Below are 22,334 nucleotides of genomic sequence, written 5' to 3' on the forward strand. Positions count from 1 at the left end.
AACTATCAATGAAATCATACTCAATTCAAGAAATCAACTCAATTTTAAATGGAGAATTATTAGGAACAACTTCTCATAAAATAACAGGGCCAGAACACTTAAGTAAAGCAACTGAAAATCAAATTAGTTTTATAGGAAATAAAAAATTTGTCCACTTATGGAAGTCTTCTAAAGCAAGTGTAGCTATTGTAAATCTAAACTTATTGGTAGAACCTACTGAAAATAGAGCGATTATAAAAGTTAAAGATGCCGATTTAGCAATGGCTAAATTATTAGAGGTTTTTAATCCTGATTTACCTAAATTAGAACAAGACATTCATCCAACTGCAGTAATAGACGAAACTGCAAAAATTGGTGCACATTGTAAAATTGGCGCAAATTGTTATGTTGGAAAAAATGTTGAATTAGGAGATAATGTGCATTTATATCCAAATGTTGTAATTTTTGAAGCTTCTAAAATTGGACATAGAACAGTAATATGGTCTGGAACCGTAATACGTGAACGAACCGAAATTGGAAATGATTGTATTTTTCATTTAAATGTAAGTATTGGAGCCGACGGCTTTGGTTACCGACCAAAAGAAGACGGAAGCGGTTTGTTAAAAGTACCACATATTGGTAATGTTATTATTGGTAATAATGTTGAAATTGGTGCAAATTCTTCTGTTGATCGTGCTAAATTTAGTGCAACAATAATTGGTGATGGTTGTAAAATTGATAATTTGGTACAAATAGCGCACAATTGTGTGTTAGGGCGTTCTTGTATTATGGCAGGAAGTAGTGGTTTGGCTGGCTCTGTAACTTTAGGTGATGGTGTAATAATTGGAGGAGCATCTTCAATTAAAGATCATGTAACTATTGGTTCAGGGGCTGTTGTTGGTGGTGGTTCAGGTGTAATGAGTGATGTGCCGGCAGGTAAAACAGTTGTTGGATATCCTGCTACAGATGCAAGGGATACCTTTAGACAATGGGTGGCAATAAAAAAACTTGGAAAAGGGTAGTTTAAATTTAAAAATGCTATTTTTAGATTGAAATAAAAATTATATTTGTTTTACAATAGTTAATTAAAATTTTATAATGTTAAAAGAATTAAAAGAGATTAAACCTGGTATTGGATTGGGATTTCTAAAGTTTGGAATGTCTAGAGCACAAGTAAAAGAATTGCTTGGTGAACCTACATTTATTGATAAATATTCGCATTCTGAAGCAGCTAATGATGCAACAGAATCTTGGGAGTATGACGAATTATTTTTATCTATTAGTTTTGATGAAGCCGAAGACTGGAAACTAATGATGATTTCTGTTAGTTCAGATTATTATGAGTTAGAAGAAGTATCGTTAATTGGGTTAAGCGAAAGCAAATTGGTAGATCAATTAGATGAGATTGATTATGGAAATGTATATGTTGAAGATTGTTCTGAGAGTGACGATGAAGATAATAAAGTAATTGAAATTGATGAAAAATCAATTAACTTTTGGTTGACAAATGGAGTATTAGATGAAATTCAATGGTCTCCTTTATTTATTAATGACGATACTATAAAATGGCCTAAATAAAGGTTAAATATTTTAGTAAAAAGATTATTAAAAAATATACTACCTGTCATTTTAAATCGGTTGTTTAACAGAATAGAAGTGCAGGTAGTATATTTTTTAAATTTATTTAGTATTGTTTTTTCCATTGTTGGTGTTTTTTACCAACAATTTAATGTATAAATTAATTTTATTATCTAATTTATTGATTTTCAATAAACTGAATTGATTGTTGGTTGAATACTTGAGCTTGCTCAATATTTACAACATGACCACAATTTTCTATTACAAATAAAGTAGATTTTAAATGAGTTTCTACTACTTCTTTTATCGAAGGTAAAAACAAATGATCTTCTTCACCCATAATATAAAAAGTAGGAATATTAATAGCTGTTGTTCTAAAAAAACGTAATAAAGGATTTATTTCTGAAGTTAGTTTAAACCATCGAATAAATTCTTTTTGATATAATTTTTTAGCTTCGTTAACAAAAATTAAACGCGATTTTTTATGATTTTTACGAGGCATTATAATAAATGCAAATAACTTATATAAAAGTAAATACGGAACAATCGATTTAAAAAGTACACCAATACGTATTAATAATTGAGATTTTAGATTGAGTTTCATAATAGCTCCACCCATAATCATACTTTTTACACGTTCAGGATGTTTTTCAGCTAAATTTCTAATTAAAATTGTACCCAAAGAAATACCAGCAAAATGCGATTGTTTTATATTTAAATGATCAATTACTTCAACAATATCATGTGTAATAGCATCAAAAGTATATTTTTCTTTAAAAGCTTCTTGTAATACTTTTTTACTGTTTCCATGCCCTCTTAAATCTAATATTAAAACATTGTAAATAGCACTAAAGCTTCTAATTTGTTTAAACCAAATGGACGAGCTTCCTCCAGCTCCGTGTACAAATGTTACCCATTCTTTTGAAGTTTTATGTTTGTACGTAGTATAATTTAACATGTTTTATTTTTAGATAGTAATGGCTGCTAAAATACTGAAAACTATTTTATAAATCATAGTTTATTTTTTAGAGTAAATAAATATTGATTTTTACCACCAAACAACAAAGAATTTTTCAGTTTCGCCATTAGATTTTTTTAACCAGCAGAGTGGAGCTGTTTTTTGTTGAATAAAAACTGTTAACTTTTGTAAAAATACTTCAAAAGGCAACCATTTGGTTTGTGTTTCAATTTCTTGTAACCAATTTATTTTTGTTGGAATGTAAAATTTACAAGTATTAAATTGTTGTAATTCATTAAAATGAATGTAAAATCCTTTCACACAATTTTTATTTAACAATTCAAAATTGATTTTAGTTGTCTGGTACGGAATAAATAATTGGGCTTTAAAAAGTACTTTTTGTTGAATGTTTTCTGGGGAGAGTTTTAATTTTTTTAGTAATGGTTTGGTAAACGGATTGTACAAAAGAGGTAGTTGTTTATCTTTTAATTTACGCAATTTTTCAACCAAACTATCTTTTCTGTTAGGGCCAATCCAATGGTCTAATGTTGTTTTTCCAACAGAAGCATCATACAAGTAAAATTTATAAATAACTTCTAAATGGACAGGAGTGTTATTTTGCTTTAAAATACAATCTAGTTCACCTACAGTAGTTTTGTCATTTTGAATTTGAGTATTTTCTGTTAAAATTTTAATAGAAGTATTTTGTCGCAATTGATGACTTAAAAAACGTTCAACACGCTTTCCTAATCGCTGATTTTTAACAATGTTTCCGTTAAACTGTGTGATGTTTTCTTTTTGAAGAATAAATTGTTCTAAGCCAAAAACAGCATTGTTAATCCATAGTTGAGGTGTTTTTAAAAAACCTTCGTATTGTAATTGTATTTCTTTGGTGTTTAAATTCATAAAATAATGATTTAAAACACTTTGTGTATTGGTAGTTTTAAATGAGCAGCTTCATAATAAGGAGATTTTTTATAAATAAAATCTAATTGAGCTCTTGTATTTTTTGCAAAGTCAACATCGGTGGCTATTTTTTTAACTAATTCTTTTTTTACATCTGGATTGTCTTTTAAAAACTGTTCGGCAATATCTTCAAAAACATAAGCAGAATATCCTTCTTTTTGTTGTAAAACACTATCAAAATAATTCCAGTTAAAAAACGAATCTGTTGCAGAGGCTTCTAAAGTTTCTATAATATAACGTGCCCCAAATTGATTTACAGGAATATAAATAGCACCTTTATTAAATTTAATTTCTTTGGTTGAAGTTGAAACGGTAGTGTTGTAATGCAAGTAATGCCCTTCATAAGCAGTAGTTCTAGTTTTATAATCTGCTATATACTGTTCTTCAGCAGTAATTATTGTATCGTTTTTAAAAACGGTATATGCTATATTGTTTTCATTTAATCGTTCTATAACTTTCCACCAACCTTGATTTAAAATATAAGCTTTTGGAATGGTGATTTCTTTTGTAACTTTATAATTATTGTAATATTTAACAGGTTTAGTATATGGCTTTGTTCTATCGTAAAATAGGCGTTTTCCGTTGGTTATTTTACTATCTATATAACTTCCTTCATAACCTTTAAATTGAAGTGTTGTAAATGTATCTTTAGCAATTTCAAAAGTGATTGGATATGTTTTTTTTGCTAAAATTTTTGCTACTGCATTTTTACGTAATTTTTTAATTTTTGAACTGTTTTTTATAGTAAAATCTATAGCGCTTTCAAGTAAACTGTAGGTTTGTTCTACACGTTGTTTGTAAGGTTTTAGCATATGTGTTTCTACCATAAAACCTAAAGAATTGAATAGACTTGTATAACCTGTAGAATACCTTGGAGAATCAAAAAACTGACTAAAACCAGCTTCTGGAGTAGTACCCCAAACATTTACATAAGGTGTAATTATAATGTCTTTTTTTAGTAAATCGGCTTCAATTACAGGTCTCATAGTGGTTTCTAAAAACAGCCCTAAATCATTACCTAATTTGTTATGTTGTGTAAATAAATGTGTAATTGCATATTGGTAATCTGCGCCATTGCTAACGTGATTGTCAATAAAAACATCTGGATTTACTAGATGAAAAACTTCAGCAAAAGCACGTGCATTTTTTGTGTCGGCTTTTATAAAATCTCTATTTAAATCAAAGTTTCTGGTATTTCCTCTAAAACCGTATTCTTTTGGCCCGTTTTGGTTTGCTCTAGAATGCGTGCTTCTATTTAAAGCGCCACCAATATTATAAATTGGAATTACAGCTAAAACAATATTCTCTAAGGTTTTTATTTTATCTGGATTTTGAGCAATATCTCGTAAAAGTAACATAGAAGCATCTACACCGTCTGGTTCTCCAGGGTGAATGGCATTATTTATTAGAATAACATTTTTAGAATTTTTATTAATTTTAGCGAAATCAAATTCTTTTGTACTATTAAAAACTATTAAATGAAGTGGGTTTCCACTATCGGTTGTACCAATTTCTTTAATGTCAATTTCAGGAAATTCAGCTGCTAATTGTTTAAAATAGGTGATTGTTTCTGTATAAGTTGTGGTTTCTAAACCATTAGTTTTTTCAAATTTAGTAGTGAAATCTGGAGAATTTTGTTTAGGAGTTTTAGAGCAAGAAATAGAGATAACTAAAAGTAAGAGTGTTATTTTTTTCATATATATTTATTCTTTTTGTAAACTTACAATTGTATGTGTTTTTGTTGTTTAAAAGGTTAAAGTTATTCTATTTTAATAGTGAAGCTAGCCAGTATAATTACTTAAGAAATAATATATAAGCTAGCTTATATATTATTTGAATTATTTTTTACTAACGCTTTCTGGCACAAAGCTAGAAATATCTCCTCCGTGTCTGTAAACATCTCTAACAATACTTGAACTGATAAAAGCAGTATCTGAAGAGGTTAATAAAAATACAGTTTCAATATTAGAAAGTTTTCTATTGGTTTGTGCAATAGCTTTTTCAAATTCAAAATCGGCAGGATTTCTTAAACCACGTAAAATAAAATCTACATTCATTTTTTTGCAAAAATCTGTAGTTAAACCAGAATAGGTTAGCACTTTAATTTTAGGTTCGTTTTTGTAGTTTTCTTTTATAAAATTTTCTCGATCTTCTAGAGAAAACATATATTTTTTATCAGAATTTACTCCAATTGCAATTATAATCTCATCAAATAAAGGTAAGGCTCTATTTATAATATCTACGTGACCAAGTGTTATTGGGTCAAACGAGCCAGGAAAAATTGCTTTTTTCATAATTAATTTTTTAAAGCCATTTCTACGGCATTATCAAAAAGTTGTTGTAAACTAATGCCTGCAATTGCAGCTTGCTGCGGTATTAAGCTTGCAGCTGTTAAACCAGGAACTGTATTCATTTCTAAAAAATGAGGTTCATTGTTTACTATAATGTATTCAGAACGCGAAAAGCCGCTCATATTTAATGCTTTATAAGTTTTAATGGCTGTTTTTTCTAATTTTTTATGAAGTTCTTCAGAAACTCGTGCTGGCGTAATTTCCTCAGCTTTACCTTCGTATTTAGCTTCATAATCAAAAAAGTCGTTTTCTGTTACAATTTCTGTCATTGGTAAAACCGTAATTTTATTGTTATAATTTATTACACCAATAGAAACTTCGCTTCCGTCTAAAAAGGCTTCAATTAAAATTTGAGAATCTTCATTATAGGCTTTTTCAATAGCAGGTAACATTTCGTCTTTAGTTTTAACTTTAGAAATTCCAAAACTAGAACCAGCATTATTTGGTTTTACAAAACATGGTAAGCCAACTTTAGCAATTATTGTATCAATATCAATTGCATCTCCTTTGTCTAAATAATAAGAGGTAGCTGTTTTTATGCCGTATTGTTTAATAGCACTTAAACAATCTCGTTTATTAAAAGTTAATGCCATTTGATAGAATGGGGCAGAGGTGTGTTTTAAACCAATTAATTCTAGATAGGCTAAAATGCTTCCGTTTTCACCAGGACTTCCGTGTATTGCATTAAAAACACAGTCGAAAGTGATTTTTTTACCATCAATTTCTGCAGAAAAATCGTGTTTGTTTATTGGATATTCTTTGTTAGAATCATCAACTAAAACCCATTTATTTTTTAAAATATGAATTTTGTAAGGGTTATATTTATCTTTAGAAATATGTTGATATACTACAGCTCCGCTATTAAGTGAAATATCAACTTCAGAGGAGTAACCCCCCATAATAATGGCAATATTTTTTTTCATTTTAAGTTTATTGTATTAGCATAAGTACAAACTTACATAAATATAGTTGAAATTTGTTAGCTTAAAAGTTGGAAAGTTTAGAAGATTTTAAGGAAATTCTATCGTATATTTATTTATGAATTGAAGCGCTTAATTTTTTTGCAATTAACAACTAAACAAATCAATTCAAAAAAAAGTATCTTTGCAAAATTAAAATATAAAAAATGAGTCTGATTAAATTTATAAAGTCCAAAATGTTTTTAAAACAATTAGTTATTGCTTTTGTTGGTTTGGTTGTATTTATTTTTGTTGTGATGAAATGGTTGAATATATCAACAAATCACAATCAAAAAATTGAAGTTCCAAATTTGGAGAAAATGAGTTTAAATGAAGTAGAAAGAACATTAGAAGAGTTAGATTTAAGACTTTTTGTAATTGATTCTGCAAGTTATAACCCAGAATATCCTGCAAAATCGGTAATAGATCAAGATCCAGAACCTGGAGATTTTGTAAAAGAAAATAGAAAAATATACCTCACTTTAAATCCGTCTGGTTATAGAAATATAGAAGTGCCAAGTGTTTTTGGAAAAACAAAAAGACAAGTAACATCTCACCTTAGTTCTATTGGTTTTAAAATAAGTGCAGAACCTGTTTACGTTTCAGATATTGCAAAAGATGTGGTAAGAGGGTTAATATTTAAAGGTAAAGCCCTAAAATCAGGTGAAAAAATTCCAAAAAACTCTGTTATTACACTTAAGTTAGGTGACGGTGAAGGAACAGGAAGATATACAGAAAACTAATGAGTTTAGAAGAAATTAGCGCAGAAAACGAAGAATTTTACGAGCATTTTAATTATGTAGCACATGTTGGGCAAGAACCTTTACGTGTAGATAAATTTTTAATGAATTTTATTGAAAATGCTACTCGAAATAAAATTCAACAAGCAGCAAAAGCTGGCAATGTTTTAGTAAATGATGTTGCAGTTAAACCAAATTATAAGGTAAAACCAAACGATGTGGTGCGTGTTGTTTTATCGCATCCACCACACGAAAATTTATTGGTTGCAGAAGATATCCCTTTGGATATTGTATTTGAAGACGACCAAGTTATGGTTGTAAATAAACCTGCCGGAATGGTGGTGCACCCAGGTCATGGTAATTATAGCGGAACCTTGGTAAATGCATTAATTCATCATATAGAAAATCTACCAACAAATTCTAACGAACGCCCAGGATTGGTACATAGAATAGATAAAGATACAAGTGGTTTATTGGTTGTTGCTAAAACAGAATTTGCAATGGCACATTTATCTAAACAATTTTTCGATAGAACAACAGAGCGTTTGTATTATGCCCTTGTTTGGGGAAATATTGAAGAAGATGAAGGTAGAATTGAAGGGAATATTGGTAGAAGTCTAAAGAATAGGTTACAAATGAGTGTTTTTCCTGAAGGCGATTTTGGAAAACACGCAGTAACACATTATAAAGTAATTGAGCGTTTTAGCTATGTTACCTTGGTGCAATGTAAGTTAGAAACAGGTAGAACACATCAAATTAGAGCACATTTTAAGCATATTGGTCATACACTTTTTAACGATGAACGTTATGGAGGAAATGATATTTTAAAAGGCACCACTTTTACAAAATATAAGCAATTTGTAGATAACTGTTTTAAAGTATTACCGCGCCAAGCTTTACATGCCAAAACCTTAGGTTTTGAACATCCAACTACCAAAGAGTATTTGCGTTTTAATTCTGAAATTCCAGAAGATATTCTAGCTTGTTTAGAAAAATGGAGAACTTATACTGTAAATCAGAAGGAATAATGATGAAAGAATTTTCTGTTGAAAATTGGAAGAGAAAAGAACAATTCGAGTTTTTTAAAGATTATGAAGATCCTTTTTTTAATATTACCGTAAATTTAGAGGTAACTAAACTTTATGATTTTAGTAAAAAGAATGAGCTATCGTTTTCATTAGCTTGTATTTATGTTGCTTTAAAAAGTATAAATGAAATTCCAGAATTTAAGTTACGCATCAATAATAACAAAGTTTATATTTTTGATGAAGTAAATATTGGTTCAACGGTTTTAAATGAAGATAATACATTTTCGTTTTGTAATTTCCCTATAAAACCAACAATTTTTGAATTTGATACCAGTGGTGAAAAGGTAATGGAAGCACATAAAAAAGGAGTAGCTTTAGGTGCGCAAGAAAATGAATTAGGTATAATACACTGCTCAACATTGCCTTGGTTTACCTTTACTAGTGTAAAACATGCAAGAAAGGGAGACGAAAAAAATAAGGGAATTCCTAAAATTGTTTTTGGAGGATTGTTTACTGAAAACGATCAACGTAAAATTCCGTTTTCAGTAGAAGTGCATCATGCATTATTAGACGGATTTCATGTATCTCAATTAATAACTAAAATGAAAAGTTTTATAGATGAGCTAGAGTAATTCTTGAGTTGCAGGTTTATTTAGGTAAAACACAAAAGACCGTTTAAATAGTCTTTTGTGTTTGCTAGTATTTTAAATTTCAAGGTTTATTTTGTATAAGCGCCTGAAGAATATGTTAATTCGTAACTATGCGTATAAATTTCAAAAACAATTCCAAAAGAATCTTCTACATAACACATTTTAAATGGTTTTTCTTCTGGATAGTATTCTCTAATTGGCATTCTTTGTTTACCGCCGTAAGCAACAATTTTTTCAATTAAATCCTCTATGTTTGGGTCTTGAATGCAAAAATGAAATAAACCAGTGTTAAAAGGATTAAATTCTGGAGCTTCTTTTATGCCTTGAGGAAATGAAAACATTTCAACTCCAACACCATCAGATGTAGATAAATGCGCAATTTCAAATTCGGTCCAATCTTCACCAAAAACATCAATACACATTTGTCCAATTACTGTTTCTCTTTCTTTTTTTATTGTTGAAGGCTCCATAATTACATACCATCCCATTACTTCGGTATAAAACTCTACAGCCTTATTAATATCAGGAACTGTAATACCAATATGAGAAAATGATTTCGGATAATTCTTAGTTGTGGTCATATATTATATTTTAGATTGCAAAAATAGTTTATATTTGCATATTAGGCAATAACTTACTAAAAAGTAGTATAGTTTCCTAAAAGAGTAAAATTATGATTATCAGTAAAATAAATTTTAATTTTGATTAAAAATATTAACTGTCCATTAAATTATACAATGAATTTAATAGGAACAAAATGGAAGCCTTTAATATTATTTCATTTATTAGAAGGTAATTTACGTTCTGGTGTATTGCAAAAGAAAATTCAAGGTATTTCAAATAAAATGTTTACGCAAACGGTTCGTGAATTAGAAAAAGATGGCCTTATTTCTAGAAAGGTATACCCTGTAGTTCCTCCTAAAGTAGAATATGGTTTAACTGAAAGAGGGAAATCTCTCGAGAATATTTTAAGAAGCCTCGATAATTGGGGAGCGAAAGATTGTAATAATTAATTGTATATATCTTTTTATTTTATTGATTATAGAGTTTTTTTAGAGAAAAATTTGTGTAGTTAATAAGTTTGAAGTATATATTTAGTTAATATTTTTTAAAATAAAATCAATAATTGGTTTAGGGTCTTTTAAGCTATGAGGATGATGACCAATACCTTTTTTTCTTATAAGTTTTATTGTACCACCTGCTTTTCTGAATTTTTCTGCTAATAGTAATGTGTTTTCTTTATAGGGAACTACAGTATCTGCATCACCATAAACATGTAAAATAAGAATATTTGCTTTTGCAATGTTTACAGAATTATTTATTGGAATATTAGTATATGTTTTAATAGTGATTGTATCTAAATCATATTTTTTTAAACAAAGTTTCCAAGCTTCTAGATCTCCCTTTCCTTCATACATACCACCTGGCCAACTTTTTATGTCACATACAGGAGCATCTGCATAAATACAAAAAACTTTGTCTGTATTTTTTGAAGCCCAATTGTAAATAATTAAGCCACCACGACTCATTCCTTCTAATACAACTTTATTGTTGAGTTTGAATTTAGAAGTACAATATTTGTAAAATTCATTCCATAATTCTACAGCTTTATTATTTCCAAACATATTAGAAACATCAACATATACCACATGGAATCCTTTTTTTAACAAAGCCTTGTCAACCTGTGGTTGATGTCCCCAAAATCTTGCTCTCCAAATCCAATAATTATTTTCATTTTTATTGTTTGGAAAACTATTTTTGCTTTATGACCTTTAAAAGAAAACTTTTTAACGTCATATTCTGTAAATATTTTATCCTGTCCAAATGACGCTACTGTAATTAATATGGTTAGTAAAGTTAGAATGGTTGATTTTTTATAGTTCATTTGTTGTTTTTAAATGAAGTTAGGTGAAATTATATGCGAATCCAAATTCACTTTTTTGAAGTTAAGAAGCAAACTAAATAATTAATCTTTTTTAGAGCATTGAAAATAAAACCTGACCTAGAATTAGTTAAAATGTCAATTAGCTTTGGCCTATCGATAGGCAGAACATTTAGTTGTTTAGAATGTTTTTTTATCTATTTCAATTAGTATTAAAGATTTCTTTTTTATCCAGTAATATACAGGATGTAAAATTAATATTGCTAATAAAAAATAATAGTATTTTAAGTCAAGATTTAGGGTGTCTTTTCCAAGTATATAAAGTAACTGAAGCCCGAAAGCCATTAGTAAAATTAAAGTTCCATATTTGTATTGAGTTAGTTTTAGGACTGTTATTTTGTTTTTAACAATATTCAGTTCAATTATTTGGCTATGATCCCAACCGAATTTTGCATGAATTTTGTGTTTCCCATTTTCAACTTCATACTCTTGAGTTTCACGGGTATTAATAGTTCCAACTTTTTCACCGTCAATATAAATCTCGATTCTTGCTAATTGACCAACCCATCCAGTATTTCTTTCTATTCTAATTTTACTCATCGATTTCGATTTTTTTGCATTTGCTACTGGGTTAGATAAATTTAGCTTTTAGTTAGAGATAATCAAATTTTTAAAGTTAAGAAACAAACTAAACAAAGGTATAAATTATTTTTATTGAAGTATTGTTAAAATCCATTTATTACTTGAGTTATAATAAAAAAATATATTAATTTTATTGAATAATAAGTAGACATATGAAATTAGTAATATCGCCAGCCAAATCATTAGATTTTGAAAAAAAAGTACCTACAACAGCATTTACTGAAGGTGAATTTTTAAAAGAAGCAGCAAAATTAAATGGTGTTTTAAAAAAGAAATCTCCTAAAAATTTGTCAGAATTAATGAGTATTTCACCAAAATTAGGAGAATTAAATTGGCAACGCAATCAAGATTGGCAATTACCGTTTTCGTTAGAAAATGCACGTCAGGCTGTGTATGCATTTAATGGAGATGTTTATTCGGGGTTAGATGTTTATTCCTTACCACTAGAAAAATTAGAACAGCTTCAAAATAAATTGCGAATCTTATCTGGGCAATATGGTATTTTAAAACCTTTAGATTTAATGCAACCGTACCGCTTAGAAATGGGAACTAAATTAAAAGTGGGTGCTAAAGAAAATCTATACCAATTTTGGGATAAAAAAGTGACAGAAAGCTTAAATTCTGAAATGGAAGCAGATGAGGTTTTTGTAAACTTAGCAAGCAATGAATACTTTAAAGTTATCAATACTAAATTGTTAAAAGTGCCAGTAATTACACCAGTTTTTAAAGATTATAAAGGCGAAAAATTAAAAATTATTAGCTTTTATGCTAAAAAAGCAAGAGGCTTAATGGTACGTTATATTATTGATAATAATATAGAAACTGTAGAAGGTTTAAAAGGCTTTAATTCAAAGGGTTATGTGTTTGATTCTAAGCTTTCAAACGAAAAAGAGTTAATTTTTACGCGATAATTAAATTTTTTTTAAAATCGTATTGTTTTTTTATATATGTTTGTCACGTTATTTTTTAGTGACAATGAAAAATATTTGTTTTTTCGGTCGTAACTTTTTTATTAAGAAGTTTTTAGGTTACTATGTGTTTTGGAAGCACAACGAAAAATTAAGGAAAACGACAACTTCTGTTAACTACATTTTTAAAATTTACAGCCAAATTCTGGGTGTAGATAATCAAAACACATATTCAATATTAAGGGTATAGCTATTACTATTTATTTAGAATAGCCTTGAAAACGAGGCTACAATTAAATTTAAATAATTAAATAGAAGTAATGAATACTAAATATATTGATTTAATAAATCAAACTTTTGATTTTCCTCAAGAGGAATTTAAAATAGACAAAAAGAAAAATTTGCATTTTCATGATATTGATACAATGAAACTTGCAGAAGAATTTGGAACACCTTTAAAGTTTACTTATTTACCAAAAATTAGCGAAAATATTCAAAAAGCTAAAGGTTGGTTTAAAACATCTATGCGTAAGCATAAATATAAAGGAAAATACCACTATTGTTATTGTACTAAAAGCTCACATTTTAAGCATGTTTTAAGTGAAGCTTTAAGTAACGATATTCATATAGAAACTTCTTCTGCAGTAGATATTGATATTGTTGAAAACCTAAAAATATCAGGGAAAATAACCGATAAAACCTTTATTTTATGTAATGGTTTTAAAAGAGATGCTTATGTAAAAAACATACAAAGGCTAATAAATAACGGTCATAAAAACTGTTTTCCAATTATAGATAATTACGAAGAAATTGATTTGCTAACAAATGGAATTCGTAAAAAAATTAACATAGGAATTAGAATTGCTTCGGAAGAAGAACCAAAGTTCGAATTTTATACATCTCGTTTAGGAATTGGCTATAAAAACATAGTAGATTTTTATAGGCGAGATATAAAAGATAATAAAAAAGTAAACCTAAAAATGTTGCACTTTTTTATTAATACTGGAATTAAAGACAATGCTTATTATTGGAACGAATTAAGTAAATGTCTAAAAGTTTATATCAATCTAAAACGTATTTGTCCTAGCTTAGATAGCTTAAATATTGGAGGAGGTTTTCCTATTAAAAATTCATTAGCATTTGATTATGATTATGAATATATGATTGATGAAATTATTTCTCAAATTAAAATTGCGTGTGATGAAGCTGAAGTTCAGGTACCACATATTTTTACAGAATTTGGTAGCTTTACAGTAGGTGAAAGTGGAGGTGCTTTGTATAAAGTTTTATATCAAAAAAAGCAAAACGATAGAGAACGTTGGAATATGATAAACTCTTCTTTTATTACAACATTACCAGATAGTTGGGCTATAAATAAACGCTTTGTAATGTTGCCTTTAAATAGATGGAACGATAATTACGAGCGAGTTTTACTTGGAGGTTTAACCTGCGATAGTGATGATTATTACAATTCAGAACAACATATAAATGCTATTTATATGCCAACTTATAAAGAAGAAAAACCTTTATATATTGGATTTTTTAATACTGGTGCATATCAAGAAACAATTGGTGGTTACGGAGGTTTGCAACACTGCTTAATTCCGCAACCAAAACATGTTATTATATCAAAAAACAACGAAGGAAAATTAGAATACAAAGTTTTTAAAGAACAACAAAAACCAAGTGATTTTTTAAAAATATTAGGTTATGAATAAAAAAACTTACGCAGGAATCCCTGAACAAAACAGTAAAATTGAAACTTCAAAAGTAGTTTTAATTCCAGTTCCTTATGATGGAACAAGTACCTGGCAAAAAGGTGCCGATAAAGGTCCAGAAGCTTTTTTAAGTGCTTCAGAAAATATGGAATTGTACGATATAGAAACCGATACAGAAGTGTATAAAAACGGTATTTATTTGGCAGATGCTGTTACTGAAAATACTTCACCAGAAAGTATGGTAGAAGCAGTACATCAAACTACTAAAGAGTATATCAAAAAAAATAAATTTGTAACCTTATTTGGTGGAGAACACTCGATTTCAATTGGTTCAATTAGAGCATTTAACGAGTGTTTTAATAGCTTAACAGTTGTGCAAATTGATGCGCATGCAGATTTACGTAAAGAGTACGAAGGTTCTACATGTAACCACGCTTGCGCAGTTTATGAGGCAAGTCAAACCACAAACTTAATTCAAGTGGGTATTCGAAGTATGGATGCTATTGAAAAAACCGTAATGGATTTAGATAAAGTGTTTTTTGCACACGAAATGGCACAAGACGATTACTGGATGGAAAATGCAATAGATTTAATGACTGAAAATGTGTTTTTAACAATAGATTTAGATGCTTTTGACCCTTCAATAATGCCATCAACTGGAACTCCAGAGCCAGGTGGTTTATTATGGTATGAAACCTTAGAGTTTTTGAATAAAATTTTTAAAGAAAAAAATGTGGTAGGTTTCGATATTGTGGAACTTTGCCCTAATGAAAAAGAAAAATCTTCAGACTTTTTAGCTGCAAAATTGTATTACAAAATGTTAAGCTATAAATTTAATAATTCTGAAGAAGATGATTATGATGATATAAAAGGTTTTAAAGAACCAACAAACAGATTTACTAAATTTAACGACGAAGAAAATGACTACTAATAAAGGAGCAATTTCACAATTTATAGAAAAATATTATTTGCATTTTAATGCAGCATCGGTTGTAGATGCAGCAAAAGAATACGAAAGTCAATTAGCAAAAGGATCTAAAATGTTAGTATCATTAGCAGGTGCAATGAGTACAGCAGAATTAGGTAAAATATTTGCTGAAGTAATTAGACAAGATAAAGTTCAAATAATTTCTTGTACAGGAGCAAATCTTGAAGAAGATGTTATGAATTTGGTAGCACATTCTCATTATAAAAGAGTACCAAATTATAGAGATTTAACGCCACAAGATGAATGGAATTTATTAGAAAAAGGGCTAAATAGAGTTACTGATACTTGTATTCCAGAAGAAGAGGCGTTTAGACGTTTACAAGAACATATATTTAAAATATGGAAAGATGCAGAAGAGGCTGGAGAACGTTATTTCCCACATGAATTTATGTACAAACTTGTACTTTCTGGAGTTTTAGATCAATACCACGAAATAGATCCCAAAAATAGTTGGATGATTGCTGCAGCTGAAGCTAATTTACCAATGGTAGTTCCAGGTTGGGAAGACAGTACAATGGGAAATATTTTTGCTTCGTATGTGTTAAAAGGTGAATTAAAAGCAAGTACCATGAAATCTGGAATTGAATATATGACTTTCTTAGCAGATTGGTATACTGAAAATTCAAAAGACGGTATAGGTTTTTTTCAAATTGGAGGTGGTATTGCAGGAGATTTTCCAATATGTGTAGTGCCAATGTTGTACCAAGATTTGGAAAGAACCGACACACCATTTTGGAGCTATTTTTGTCAAATTTCAGATTCAACAACTAGTTACGGATCTTATTCTGGAGCAGTTCCAAATGAGAAAATTACTTGGGGAAAATTAGATATTAACACTCCAAAATATATTATAGAATCTGATGCTACCATTGTTGCACCATTAATTTTTGCCTACTTATTAGATATGTAGTTATGAAGAGAGTTATTGTAGATTATAGTAAGTTAACAAATGATATTTTAGATTTATTAGTTGAAAAATATCCATCAGGTTATGGTTATAGAGATATAATAACGTTTAAAAATGCCAAAGGTGAAACAATAAGAGCTGTAGAAGTAACTACAGAAGATACTTGTTATTTGGTGAAAATTAGTTTGAAATTAGAAGAAACTATGGAAGATTATGATGCTGATGCAGATAATTTTGATGACGTTTATGATTCAACTAATTTAGAAGATATAGCAGATGAAAGTTCTTATGATTATTAACTAAAAAAAGACTGTTTGAAAAAATATCCATCTTTCTGAAATTAATTCAGATTGACGGTTTTTTAAACAGTCTTTTTATTAAATTTTTTTAAGTCTAGTAAATAGATTCTTTTCCAAATTCTTTCACTAAAATATAATAGAAAATAGCTCTGTATTTATTTCTGTTAGATTTACCCATAGTTTCAACAGCTTTTTCCATAGCGGCATCTAATTCAGGACTATCTGAAAGACCTAATTTTTTTATTAGGAAGTTGTTTTTTACTGTAGCTAATTCTTTAGGATCTGATCCAGATACAGTTTCAGCATCTTTTTTATAAATAGAAGGTCCTAATCCTTTAGTAACCTTAGCTAATAAATCAGCATCAAAACTGATTCCTAACTTTTTCATTTCACTTTCATAAAGTGCTATTTTTTCATCTAATTTACTCATGAGTAACGAATTTTTTTATTAAAGTTAATATTTCTTTTACCAAATATAAAAAATATAATTTGTTTAACGTGAAAATTAGGTTAACAATCTGAAAGATTTACTCCAACCGCCAATCCACCTTCAGAGGTTTCTTTATACTTAGAGTTCATATCTTGTGCAGTTTCCCACATGCTAGAAATTACTTTATCAAGTGGTACTTTGGCATTTAAACTATCTGACTCTAAAGCTAATTCAGCTGCATTAATTGCCTTAATTGCTCCCATTGCATTACGTTCAATACAAGGTATTTGTACTAAACCACCTATGGGATCACAAGTTAACCCTAAATGATGTTCCATTGCAATTTCACTAGCCATTAAAACTTGCTCAGGTGTTCCGCCAAGTAATTCGGTTAAAGCACCTGCAGCCATTGCGGATGAAACACCAATCTCTGCTTGGCAACCACCCATTGCTGCTGATATTGTAGCACCCTTTTTAAATAAGCTGCCAATTTCACTAGCAACTAATAAAAATTGTTTTATGTGTTTAAAGGAAGCTTCGTGATTTTCTATAACTAAATAGTACATTAATACTGCAGGTATTACACCAGCACTTCCATTAGTGGGGGCCGTTACAACTCTACCTAGTGAGGCATTTACTTCGTTTACACTTAAAGCAAAGCAACTTACCCATTTTAATATTTGACGAAATTTAACTTCGGTATTTCTAATAGCTTGTAACCATTCATTTGGTGTACTATAAATTTTATCTTCTTTTAACTTTTGATGCATATCAAAAGCGCGTCTTCTAACTTTTAATCCACCAGGTAAAATACCTTCAGTATGACAACCAATATACATGCTCTCAAGCATGGTATCCCAAATTCGTTTTATTTCAAAGTCAATTTCTTTATCGGTTCTTAAAGAGCGTTCGTTTTCTAAAACAATTTCTGAAATTTTTAATTGTTCTTGTTTGCAATAAAGTTCTAATTCTGTTGCTTTTTGTATAGAATAAGGAAATGTTTTAAAAATTTCAATATTTTCTTTAGCATGAATTAATTCTTCTCTAACAACAAAACCACCACCAATAGAATAGTAAATATCGGTTGATATTTCTTTGGCATTATTAAAGCCTGTAAATTTCATGGCATTTGCATGAAAAGGCAAAAATTCTTTGTTAAAAACAATATCGGTTAATGGATTAAAATCAATGGTAATACTATTTCCAAATTTTAATTGTTGTGTTTCTTTAATTTTAGAAATTAGAGGCGTTATTTCTTCTGTAGGAATATATTCTGGGTCGGCACCTGTTAAACCTAAAATTACAGCTAAATCTGTAGCATGTCCTTTTCCTGTTAAAGATAGCGAACCGTATAAATCTACTTTTACAGAAGTTATTTCAGAAAAAAGATTTTCCTTCTTTAAGTGGTTTATCCAGCGTTCTGCAGCCCTCCATGGGCCTAAGGTATGAGAGCTTGAAGGACCAATGCCAATTTTTAGCATATCAAAAATAGAAATACACTCCATTGTTCAGTTTTTTAACCCGCAAATATATACTATTAGTTTATAGTTTTGTCATTTATAATAAATATTTAAACAGATATACAGACAGAATAATGACATTTAAAAGCTTTCGTATATGAAGTTATGACATATTGACATAGAAATTTGTAATGGCATAAACATTGTTTAATTGTAACTGTAAGTTTAAAAAAAATTAAATAATAAAAATATATAATTATGAGTAAGATTATAGGAATTGATTTAGGAACTACCAACTCTTGTGTTTCTGTAATGGAAGGAAATGAGCCTGTTGTAATTCCTAATGCAGAAGGAAAAAGAACTACACCTTCTATTGTAGCATTTATTGAAGGTGGAGAACGTAAAGTAGGAGATCCAGCAAAAAGGCAAGCGGTTACAAACCCATTAAAAACTATTTATTCTATTAAACGTTTTATGGGTAATAAATATTCTGAATCTAAAATGGAAGCAGAACGTGTACCTTATAAAGTTGTAAAAGGAGATAATGATACACCACGTGTAGATATTGATGGAAGATTATACACACCTCAAGAAATTTCAGCAATGGTGCTTCAAAAAATGAAGAAAACTGCTGAAGATTATTTAGGAGCTGAAGTTAATGAAGCTGTTGTAACTGTACCAGCATATTTTAATGATGCACAACGTCAGGCAACTAAAGAAGCAGGTGAAATTGCAGGTTTAAAAGTGAGTCGTATTATCAACGAACCTACTGCTGCAGCATTGGCGTATGGTATGGACAAAAAAGGAACAGATCAAAAAATTGTTGTTTTTGACTTTGGAGGTGGAACACATGACGTTTCTATCTTAGAATTAGGAGATGGTGTTTTTGAAGTGCTTTCAACCGATGGAGATACACACTTAGGTGGTGATGATGTAGATCAAAAAATTATAGACTGGTTAGCTGAAGAGTTTAAAGCTGACGAAAATATGGATTTACGTGAAGACCCTATGGCTTTACAACGTCTAAAAGAAGCAGCTGAAAAAGCGAAGATAGAATTATCTTCTTCAGCATCAACAGAAATTAATTTACCATATGTAACGGCTACTGCAAGTGGACCAAAACACTTAGTACGTACATTATCTAAATCTAAATTTGAACAATTAATTGATGATTTAGTAAAAAGAACTATAGAGCCTTGTAAAACTGCATTAAATAATGCTGGTTTATCTACAGGAGATATTGATCAAGTTATATTGGTAGGTGGATCAACACGTATTCCAGCTGTTCAAGATGCAGTTGAAAAATTCTTTGGAAAAGCACCTTCAAAAGGAGTAAATCCAGATGAGGTTGTTGCAATTGGAGCAGCTATTCAAGGGGGTGTGTTAACTGGAGATGTAAAAGATGTATTGTTGTTAGATGTTACACCTTTATCTTTAGGTATTGAAACTATGGGGAATGTAATGACTAAGTTAATTGAAGCTAATACAACAATTCCAACTAAAAAGTCGCAAGTATTCTCTACAGCAGCAGACAATCAGCCATCAGTAGAAATTCACGTATTACAAGGTGAAAGAGCAATGGCAGCAGATAATAAAACTATTGGTCGTTTCCATTTAGATGGAATTCCACCAGCACAAAGAGGTGTACCACAAATTGAAGTAACTTTTGATATTGATGCAAATGGTATTATTAAAGTTTCTGCAACAGATAAAGCTACTGGTAAATCTCAAGATATTAGAATTGAAGCTTCTTCTGGTTTAACTGAAGATGAAATCAAAAAAATGAAAGCAGATGCAGAAGCAAATGCAGATGCAGATAAAAATGCTAAAGAAATTGCTGAAAAAATTAATGGTGCAGACTCTATGATTTTCCAAACAGAAAAACAATTAAAAGAGTTTGGTGATAAATTATCAGCAGATAAAAAAGATCCAATTGAAGCAGCTTTAGCAGAACTTAAAAAAGCACACGAATCTAAAGATATTGCACAAATTGATACTGCAATGGAAAAGATAAACGAAGCTTGGAAAGTTGCAAGTGAAGAAATGTACAAAGCACAACAAGAAGGTCAGCCTCAAGGAGCTCCAACAGGAGGTGCTGGTGATGCGCAACCTAAAAATGAAGGTGACGATGTAGAAGATGTAGACTTTGAAGAAGTAAAAGAAGATAAATAAGATTTATTCTTTTAATAAATTAAAAAACTGTCTAAAAGTTAAAACTTTTAGGCAGTTTTTTTATGTTGTAAATTAAGCTTAGTTATAGTTTTAAATTAATATTTAACAAGAAGTAAGAGTATATATAAGTTATAGAAAAACTAAATTAGAAGTTATTGATATTTGATACATTGTTTTAGTATGTATGCATAACAAACTATTTCTTATATTTGAAAAAACCAGATATATGAAATCAGCAAAACTTACACAGCTTTTAAATATAACCTACCCAATAATTCAAGCGCCTATGTTTTTAGTTTCAAATACAGCTATGGTAATAGAAGCTATGAAAGGAGGGATTGCGGGTTGTATTCCTGCATTAAATTATAGAACTTTAGAAGAATTAAGAACTGCAATAAAAGAATTAAAAGCGGCTAAAGTTTCTGGTGGAGCGTTTGGTTTTAACCTAATTGTAAACAAGTCTAATATTAAATATAAAGATCAATTAGAAGTTATTTGTGAAGAAGGAGTTGATTTTATTATAACTTCTTTAGGAAATCCTGAAGAAACTATTAAAAAAGCACATAAGCATAATATCAAAGTTTTATGTGATGTAACTGATTTAAAATTTGCAAAAAAGGTAGAGAAATTAGGTGCCAATGCCATTATTGCCGTAAATAATTTAGCTGGAGGTCATAGAGGTAATACTTCTCCAGAAGTGTTAATTCCAGAATTAATTCAAAATTGTACAATTCCTATTATTTCAGCAGGTGGAGTAGGGTGTACTAACGATATTTATAAAATGTTAAGTTTAGGTGCTGGAGGAGTTTCTGTAGGGAGCCCTTTTATTGCTTCAGTTGAAGCTGGTGTTACCGAAGAATATAAAAAAGCCTGTGTCACTTATGGTTCAAAAGATATTGTAATGACAGAACGTATATCCGGAACACCTTGCACAGTAATAAACACTTCGTATGTTCAAAAAATTGGAACGAAACAAACTTGGATAGAACGTATTCTAAATAAAAACAAAAAGTTGAAAAAATGGGTAAAAATGATTCGATTTTCAATAGGAATGCGAGCAACCGAAAAAGCAGCAACTAAAGCAACTTATAAAACGGTATGGGTTGCAGGTCCAAGTATAGAACATACAACTACAATTTTACCTGTTAAAGATATAATTTCTAAGCTTATTAATTAGTATTTTTGAAAATCTATTGATTTAATACATTTTAATTTAAAATACGCATTGAAGAATTTTCATAAATTTAATTTTTTTAAGCATACCTACTGTGAATTTGAAATAAAATCGCTCAATTTTTTTAAACAACGAGAAATTCATTACAAAAGTAAATCAGGAAGTTTATATTTTTATACCGAAAAAGGCGTTTACCGCTATTCAAATCATTGGGGAAGAGTAGCCAATTGTAAATGGAAAATTAAAGGTGTTGAAGCTTATAAAAATCAAATTTATTATGTTGGTTATGCAAATTGGTCTGATTTTTATCCCTTAAATTCAAAAGAAAAATATTTTTATATAGCTGTTGAAGCTAAAACAAATGAGCCAAAAATTTATAGATTTAAAGGAGAAGATAAAACTACACCTTTTTTAATGACATTAGAGTTTGCGCTTTTACGACTCAAAGAAATTAAAAAGTTGTATAAAGATTATAAATGGGCAACGTATTATAATGAAAGTGTTGAGGTAGTTAGAAATAAGTTAATTTATAAACTAATTAATTC

The 22,334-nt window shown here is 29.4% G+C and carries 25 protein-coding genes (1 of these 25 cut by a window edge); 14 read left to right on the plus strand and 11 right to left on the minus strand.

Annotated features, from left to right (window positions below; all coding sequences use genetic code 11):
• Positions 1 to 8: 8 nt before the first annotated feature.
• Positions 9 to 1,001, plus strand: coding sequence for a UDP-3-O-(3-hydroxymyristoyl)glucosamine N-acyltransferase (lpxD, locus tag MKD41_RS00560; RefSeq protein ID WP_240243509.1), 993 nt, complete (start codon positions 9 to 11; stop codon positions 999 to 1,001).
• 76 nt (positions 1,002 to 1,077) lie between these two features.
• On the plus strand, positions 1,078 to 1,557 hold the full coding sequence (locus MKD41_RS00565; RefSeq protein WP_240243510.1) for an outer membrane protein assembly factor BamE: 480 nt from the start codon (positions 1,078 to 1,080) through the stop codon (positions 1,555 to 1,557).
• Positions 1,558 to 1,735: 178 nt separating this feature from the next.
• On the opposite strand, the gene MKD41_RS00570 is transcribed toward MKD41_RS00565, so the two are convergent.
• The 5 genes from MKD41_RS00570 to MKD41_RS00590 all read right to left on the minus strand — a co-directional run bounded on the left by MKD41_RS00570 (position 1,736) and on the right by MKD41_RS00590 (position 6,755).
• Positions 1,736 to 2,515: an alpha/beta fold hydrolase gene (locus MKD41_RS00570; RefSeq protein WP_240243511.1), complete on the minus strand. Its 780-nt coding sequence runs from the start codon at positions 2,513 to 2,515 to the stop codon at positions 1,736 to 1,738.
• 90 nt (positions 2,516 to 2,605) lie between these two features.
• Entirely contained in the window at positions 2,606 to 3,421 is an 816-nt protein-coding gene (locus MKD41_RS00575) for a DUF1853 family protein (RefSeq protein WP_240243512.1), read from the minus strand.
• Between the two features lie 11 nt (positions 3,422 to 3,432).
• Positions 3,433 to 5,178, minus strand: coding sequence for a M14 family metallopeptidase (locus tag MKD41_RS00580; RefSeq protein ID WP_240243513.1), 1,746 nt, complete (start codon positions 5,176 to 5,178; stop codon positions 3,433 to 3,435).
• Between the two features lie 141 nt (positions 5,179 to 5,319).
• Complete coding sequence (gene coaD / locus MKD41_RS00585; RefSeq protein ID WP_240243514.1) at positions 5,320 to 5,775, minus strand: pantetheine-phosphate adenylyltransferase; 456 nt, start codon at positions 5,773 to 5,775, stop codon at positions 5,320 to 5,322.
• A 2-nt stretch (positions 5,776 to 5,777) separates the two neighbouring features.
• A complete protein-coding gene (locus MKD41_RS00590; protein ID WP_240243515.1) occupies positions 5,778 to 6,755 on the minus strand; it encodes a D-alanine--D-alanine ligase in 978 nt (325 codons plus the stop codon).
• Between the two features lie 203 nt (positions 6,756 to 6,958).
• Here MKD41_RS00590 and MKD41_RS00595 point away from each other — a divergent pair, with 203 nt between their 5' ends.
• Genes MKD41_RS00595 through MKD41_RS00605 form a run of 3 tightly spaced genes read left to right on the plus strand, consistent with a single transcriptional unit; the run spans position 6,959 to position 9,191 of the window.
• A complete protein-coding gene (locus MKD41_RS00595) occupies positions 6,959 to 7,534 on the plus strand; it encodes a PASTA domain-containing protein (protein WP_240243516.1) in 576 nt (191 codons plus the stop codon).
• Positions 7,534 to 8,559, plus strand: a complete 1,026-nt coding sequence (locus MKD41_RS00600) for an RluA family pseudouridine synthase (protein ID WP_240243517.1) — start codon at positions 7,534 to 7,536, stop codon at positions 8,557 to 8,559. The genes MKD41_RS00595 and MKD41_RS00600 overlap by 1 nt, the downstream gene beginning before the upstream one ends.
• Positions 8,526 to 9,191 carry a CatA-like O-acetyltransferase gene (locus MKD41_RS00605; RefSeq protein WP_240243518.1) on the plus strand — a complete coding sequence of 222 codons (666 nt, stop codon included), beginning with the start codon at positions 8,526 to 8,528 and terminating at the stop codon, positions 9,189 to 9,191. Before MKD41_RS00600 ends, MKD41_RS00605 begins: the two co-directional genes overlap by 34 nt.
• An 86-nt stretch (positions 9,192 to 9,277) precedes the next feature.
• Here MKD41_RS00605 and MKD41_RS00610 read toward each other — a convergent pair whose 3' ends face one another.
• Positions 9,278 to 9,790, minus strand: coding sequence for a VOC family protein (locus MKD41_RS00610; RefSeq protein WP_240243519.1), 513 nt, complete (start codon positions 9,788 to 9,790; stop codon positions 9,278 to 9,280).
• Between the two features lie 156 nt (positions 9,791 to 9,946).
• Here MKD41_RS00610 and MKD41_RS00615 point away from each other — a divergent pair, with 156 nt between their 5' ends.
• Positions 9,947 to 10,222 (plus strand): winged helix-turn-helix transcriptional regulator, encoded by a 276-nt coding sequence (locus tag MKD41_RS00615; protein ID WP_240243520.1) that lies wholly within the window; start codon positions 9,947 to 9,949, stop codon positions 10,220 to 10,222.
• 81 nt (positions 10,223 to 10,303) lie between these two features.
• Here MKD41_RS00615 and MKD41_RS00620 read toward each other — a convergent pair whose 3' ends face one another.
• The 3 genes from MKD41_RS00620 to MKD41_RS00630 form a co-directional block, all read right to left on the minus strand.
• Entirely contained in the window at positions 10,304 to 10,879 is a 576-nt protein-coding gene (locus MKD41_RS00620) for an alpha/beta hydrolase family protein (RefSeq protein WP_240243521.1), read from the minus strand.
• Positions 10,873 to 11,094, minus strand: coding sequence for a hypothetical protein (locus tag MKD41_RS00625; RefSeq protein WP_240243522.1), 222 nt, complete (start codon positions 11,092 to 11,094; stop codon positions 10,873 to 10,875). The genes MKD41_RS00620 and MKD41_RS00625 overlap by 7 nt, the downstream gene beginning before the upstream one ends.
• 177 nt (positions 11,095 to 11,271) lie before the next feature.
• Complete coding sequence (locus tag MKD41_RS00630; RefSeq protein ID WP_240243523.1) at positions 11,272 to 11,691, minus strand: hypothetical protein; 420 nt, start codon at positions 11,689 to 11,691, stop codon at positions 11,272 to 11,274.
• Positions 11,692 to 11,885: 194 nt separating this feature from the next.
• On the opposite strand from MKD41_RS00630, the gene yaaA reads away from it, so the two are divergent.
• The 5 genes from yaaA to MKD41_RS00655 all read left to right on the plus strand — a co-directional run bounded on the left by yaaA (position 11,886) and on the right by MKD41_RS00655 (position 16,553).
• Positions 11,886 to 12,644, plus strand: coding sequence for a peroxide stress protein YaaA (gene yaaA / locus MKD41_RS00635; RefSeq protein ID WP_240243524.1), 759 nt, complete (start codon positions 11,886 to 11,888; stop codon positions 12,642 to 12,644).
• A 317-nt stretch (positions 12,645 to 12,961) separates the two neighbouring features.
• The gene (locus tag MKD41_RS00640) at positions 12,962 to 14,359 is read left to right on the plus strand and encodes an arginine decarboxylase (RefSeq protein ID WP_240226925.1); all 1,398 of its coding nucleotides are present in this window, start codon (positions 12,962 to 12,964) and stop codon (positions 14,357 to 14,359) included.
• Complete coding sequence (gene speB, locus MKD41_RS00645) at positions 14,352 to 15,290, plus strand: agmatinase (RefSeq protein WP_240243525.1); 939 nt, start codon at positions 14,352 to 14,354, stop codon at positions 15,288 to 15,290. Before MKD41_RS00640 ends, speB begins: the two co-directional genes overlap by 8 nt.
• Entirely contained in the window at positions 15,280 to 16,257 is a 978-nt protein-coding gene (locus MKD41_RS00650) for a deoxyhypusine synthase family protein (RefSeq protein ID WP_240243526.1), read from the plus strand. The genes speB and MKD41_RS00650 overlap by 11 nt, the downstream gene beginning before the upstream one ends.
• Positions 16,258 to 16,259: 2 nt before the next feature.
• Complete coding sequence (locus tag MKD41_RS00655) at positions 16,260 to 16,553, plus strand: hypothetical protein (RefSeq protein WP_240243527.1); 294 nt, start codon at positions 16,260 to 16,262, stop codon at positions 16,551 to 16,553.
• Positions 16,554 to 16,647: 94 nt separating this feature from the next.
• Here MKD41_RS00655 and MKD41_RS00660 read toward each other — a convergent pair whose 3' ends face one another.
• Both MKD41_RS00660 and MKD41_RS00665 read right to left on the minus strand, forming a co-directional pair.
• Positions 16,648 to 16,983 (minus strand): DUF2853 family protein, encoded by a 336-nt coding sequence (locus MKD41_RS00660; protein WP_240243528.1) that lies wholly within the window; start codon positions 16,981 to 16,983, stop codon positions 16,648 to 16,650.
• Between the two features lie 80 nt (positions 16,984 to 17,063).
• Positions 17,064 to 18,488, minus strand: a complete 1,425-nt coding sequence (locus MKD41_RS00665; RefSeq protein WP_240243529.1) for an L-serine ammonia-lyase — start codon at positions 18,486 to 18,488, stop codon at positions 17,064 to 17,066.
• A 213-nt stretch (positions 18,489 to 18,701) separates the two neighbouring features.
• On the opposite strand from MKD41_RS00665, the gene dnaK reads away from it, so the two are divergent.
• From dnaK to MKD41_RS00680, 3 genes are all read left to right on the plus strand, one after another.
• Positions 18,702 to 20,615 carry a molecular chaperone DnaK gene (dnaK, locus tag MKD41_RS00670; protein ID WP_240243530.1) on the plus strand — a complete coding sequence of 638 codons (1,914 nt, stop codon included), beginning with the start codon at positions 18,702 to 18,704 and terminating at the stop codon, positions 20,613 to 20,615.
• Between the two features lie 226 nt (positions 20,616 to 20,841).
• Positions 20,842 to 21,792, plus strand: coding sequence for an NAD(P)H-dependent flavin oxidoreductase (locus tag MKD41_RS00675; protein WP_240243531.1), 951 nt, complete (start codon positions 20,842 to 20,844; stop codon positions 21,790 to 21,792).
• Positions 21,793 to 21,840: 48 nt separating this feature from the next.
• A protein-coding gene (locus MKD41_RS00680; RefSeq protein WP_240243532.1) for a hypothetical protein crosses the window boundary here: on the plus strand, positions 21,841 to 22,334 show its 5' portion. It continues 52 nt past the right edge of the window; the window shows 494 of its 546 coding nt (coding positions 1–494); the start codon lies at positions 21,841 to 21,843; its stop codon lies off the right edge, out of view.

Source organism: Lutibacter sp. A64 (assembly GCF_022429565.1).
Classification (GTDB): Bacteria; Bacteroidota; Bacteroidia; order Flavobacteriales; family Flavobacteriaceae; genus Lutibacter.

Excerpts from the sequence above, each read along its gene's own strand:
- lpxD (WP_240243509.1), top strand. The coding sequence starts at position 9 with ATGAAATCATACTCAATTCAAGAAATCAACTCAATTTTAAATGGAGAA.
- MKD41_RS00565 (WP_240243510.1), top strand. The coding sequence starts at position 1,078 with ATGTTAAAAGAATTAAAAGAGATTAAACCTGGTATTGGATTGGGATTT.
- MKD41_RS00570 (WP_240243511.1), bottom strand. The coding sequence starts at position 2,515 with ATGTTAAATTATACTACGTACAAACATAAAACTTCAAAAGAATGGGTA.
- MKD41_RS00575 (WP_240243512.1), bottom strand. The coding sequence starts at position 3,421 with ATGAATTTAAACACCAAAGAAATACAATTACAATACGAAGGTTTTTTA.
- MKD41_RS00580 (WP_240243513.1), bottom strand. The coding sequence starts at position 5,178 with ATGAAAAAAATAACACTCTTACTTTTAGTTATCTCTATTTCTTGCTCT.
- coaD (WP_240243514.1), bottom strand. The coding sequence starts at position 5,775 with ATGAAAAAAGCAATTTTTCCTGGCTCGTTTGACCCAATAACACTTGGT.
- MKD41_RS00590 (WP_240243515.1), bottom strand. The coding sequence starts at position 6,755 with ATGAAAAAAAATATTGCCATTATTATGGGGGGTTACTCCTCTGAAGTT.
- MKD41_RS00595 (WP_240243516.1), top strand. The coding sequence starts at position 6,959 with ATGAGTCTGATTAAATTTATAAAGTCCAAAATGTTTTTAAAACAATTA.
- MKD41_RS00600 (WP_240243517.1), top strand. The coding sequence starts at position 7,534 with ATGAGTTTAGAAGAAATTAGCGCAGAAAACGAAGAATTTTACGAGCAT.
- MKD41_RS00605 (WP_240243518.1), top strand. The coding sequence starts at position 8,526 with ATGGAGAACTTATACTGTAAATCAGAAGGAATAATGATGAAAGAATTT.
- MKD41_RS00610 (WP_240243519.1), bottom strand. The coding sequence starts at position 9,790 with ATGACCACAACTAAGAATTATCCGAAATCATTTTCTCATATTGGTATT.
- MKD41_RS00615 (WP_240243520.1), top strand. The coding sequence starts at position 9,947 with ATGAATTTAATAGGAACAAAATGGAAGCCTTTAATATTATTTCATTTA.
- MKD41_RS00625 (WP_240243522.1), bottom strand. The coding sequence starts at position 11,094 with ATGAACTATAAAAAATCAACCATTCTAACTTTACTAACCATATTAATT.
- MKD41_RS00630 (WP_240243523.1), bottom strand. The coding sequence starts at position 11,691 with ATGAGTAAAATTAGAATAGAAAGAAATACTGGATGGGTTGGTCAATTA.
- yaaA (WP_240243524.1), top strand. The coding sequence starts at position 11,886 with ATGAAATTAGTAATATCGCCAGCCAAATCATTAGATTTTGAAAAAAAA.
- MKD41_RS00640 (WP_240226925.1), top strand. The coding sequence starts at position 12,962 with ATGAATACTAAATATATTGATTTAATAAATCAAACTTTTGATTTTCCT.
- speB (WP_240243525.1), top strand. The coding sequence starts at position 14,352 with ATGAATAAAAAAACTTACGCAGGAATCCCTGAACAAAACAGTAAAATT.
- MKD41_RS00650 (WP_240243526.1), top strand. The coding sequence starts at position 15,280 with ATGACTACTAATAAAGGAGCAATTTCACAATTTATAGAAAAATATTAT.
- MKD41_RS00655 (WP_240243527.1), top strand. The coding sequence starts at position 16,260 with ATGAAGAGAGTTATTGTAGATTATAGTAAGTTAACAAATGATATTTTA.
- MKD41_RS00660 (WP_240243528.1), bottom strand. The coding sequence starts at position 16,983 with ATGAGTAAATTAGATGAAAAAATAGCACTTTATGAAAGTGAAATGAAA.
- MKD41_RS00665 (WP_240243529.1), bottom strand. The coding sequence starts at position 18,488 with ATGGAGTGTATTTCTATTTTTGATATGCTAAAAATTGGCATTGGTCCT.
- dnaK (WP_240243530.1), top strand. The coding sequence starts at position 18,702 with ATGAGTAAGATTATAGGAATTGATTTAGGAACTACCAACTCTTGTGTT.
- MKD41_RS00675 (WP_240243531.1), top strand. The coding sequence starts at position 20,842 with ATGAAATCAGCAAAACTTACACAGCTTTTAAATATAACCTACCCAATA.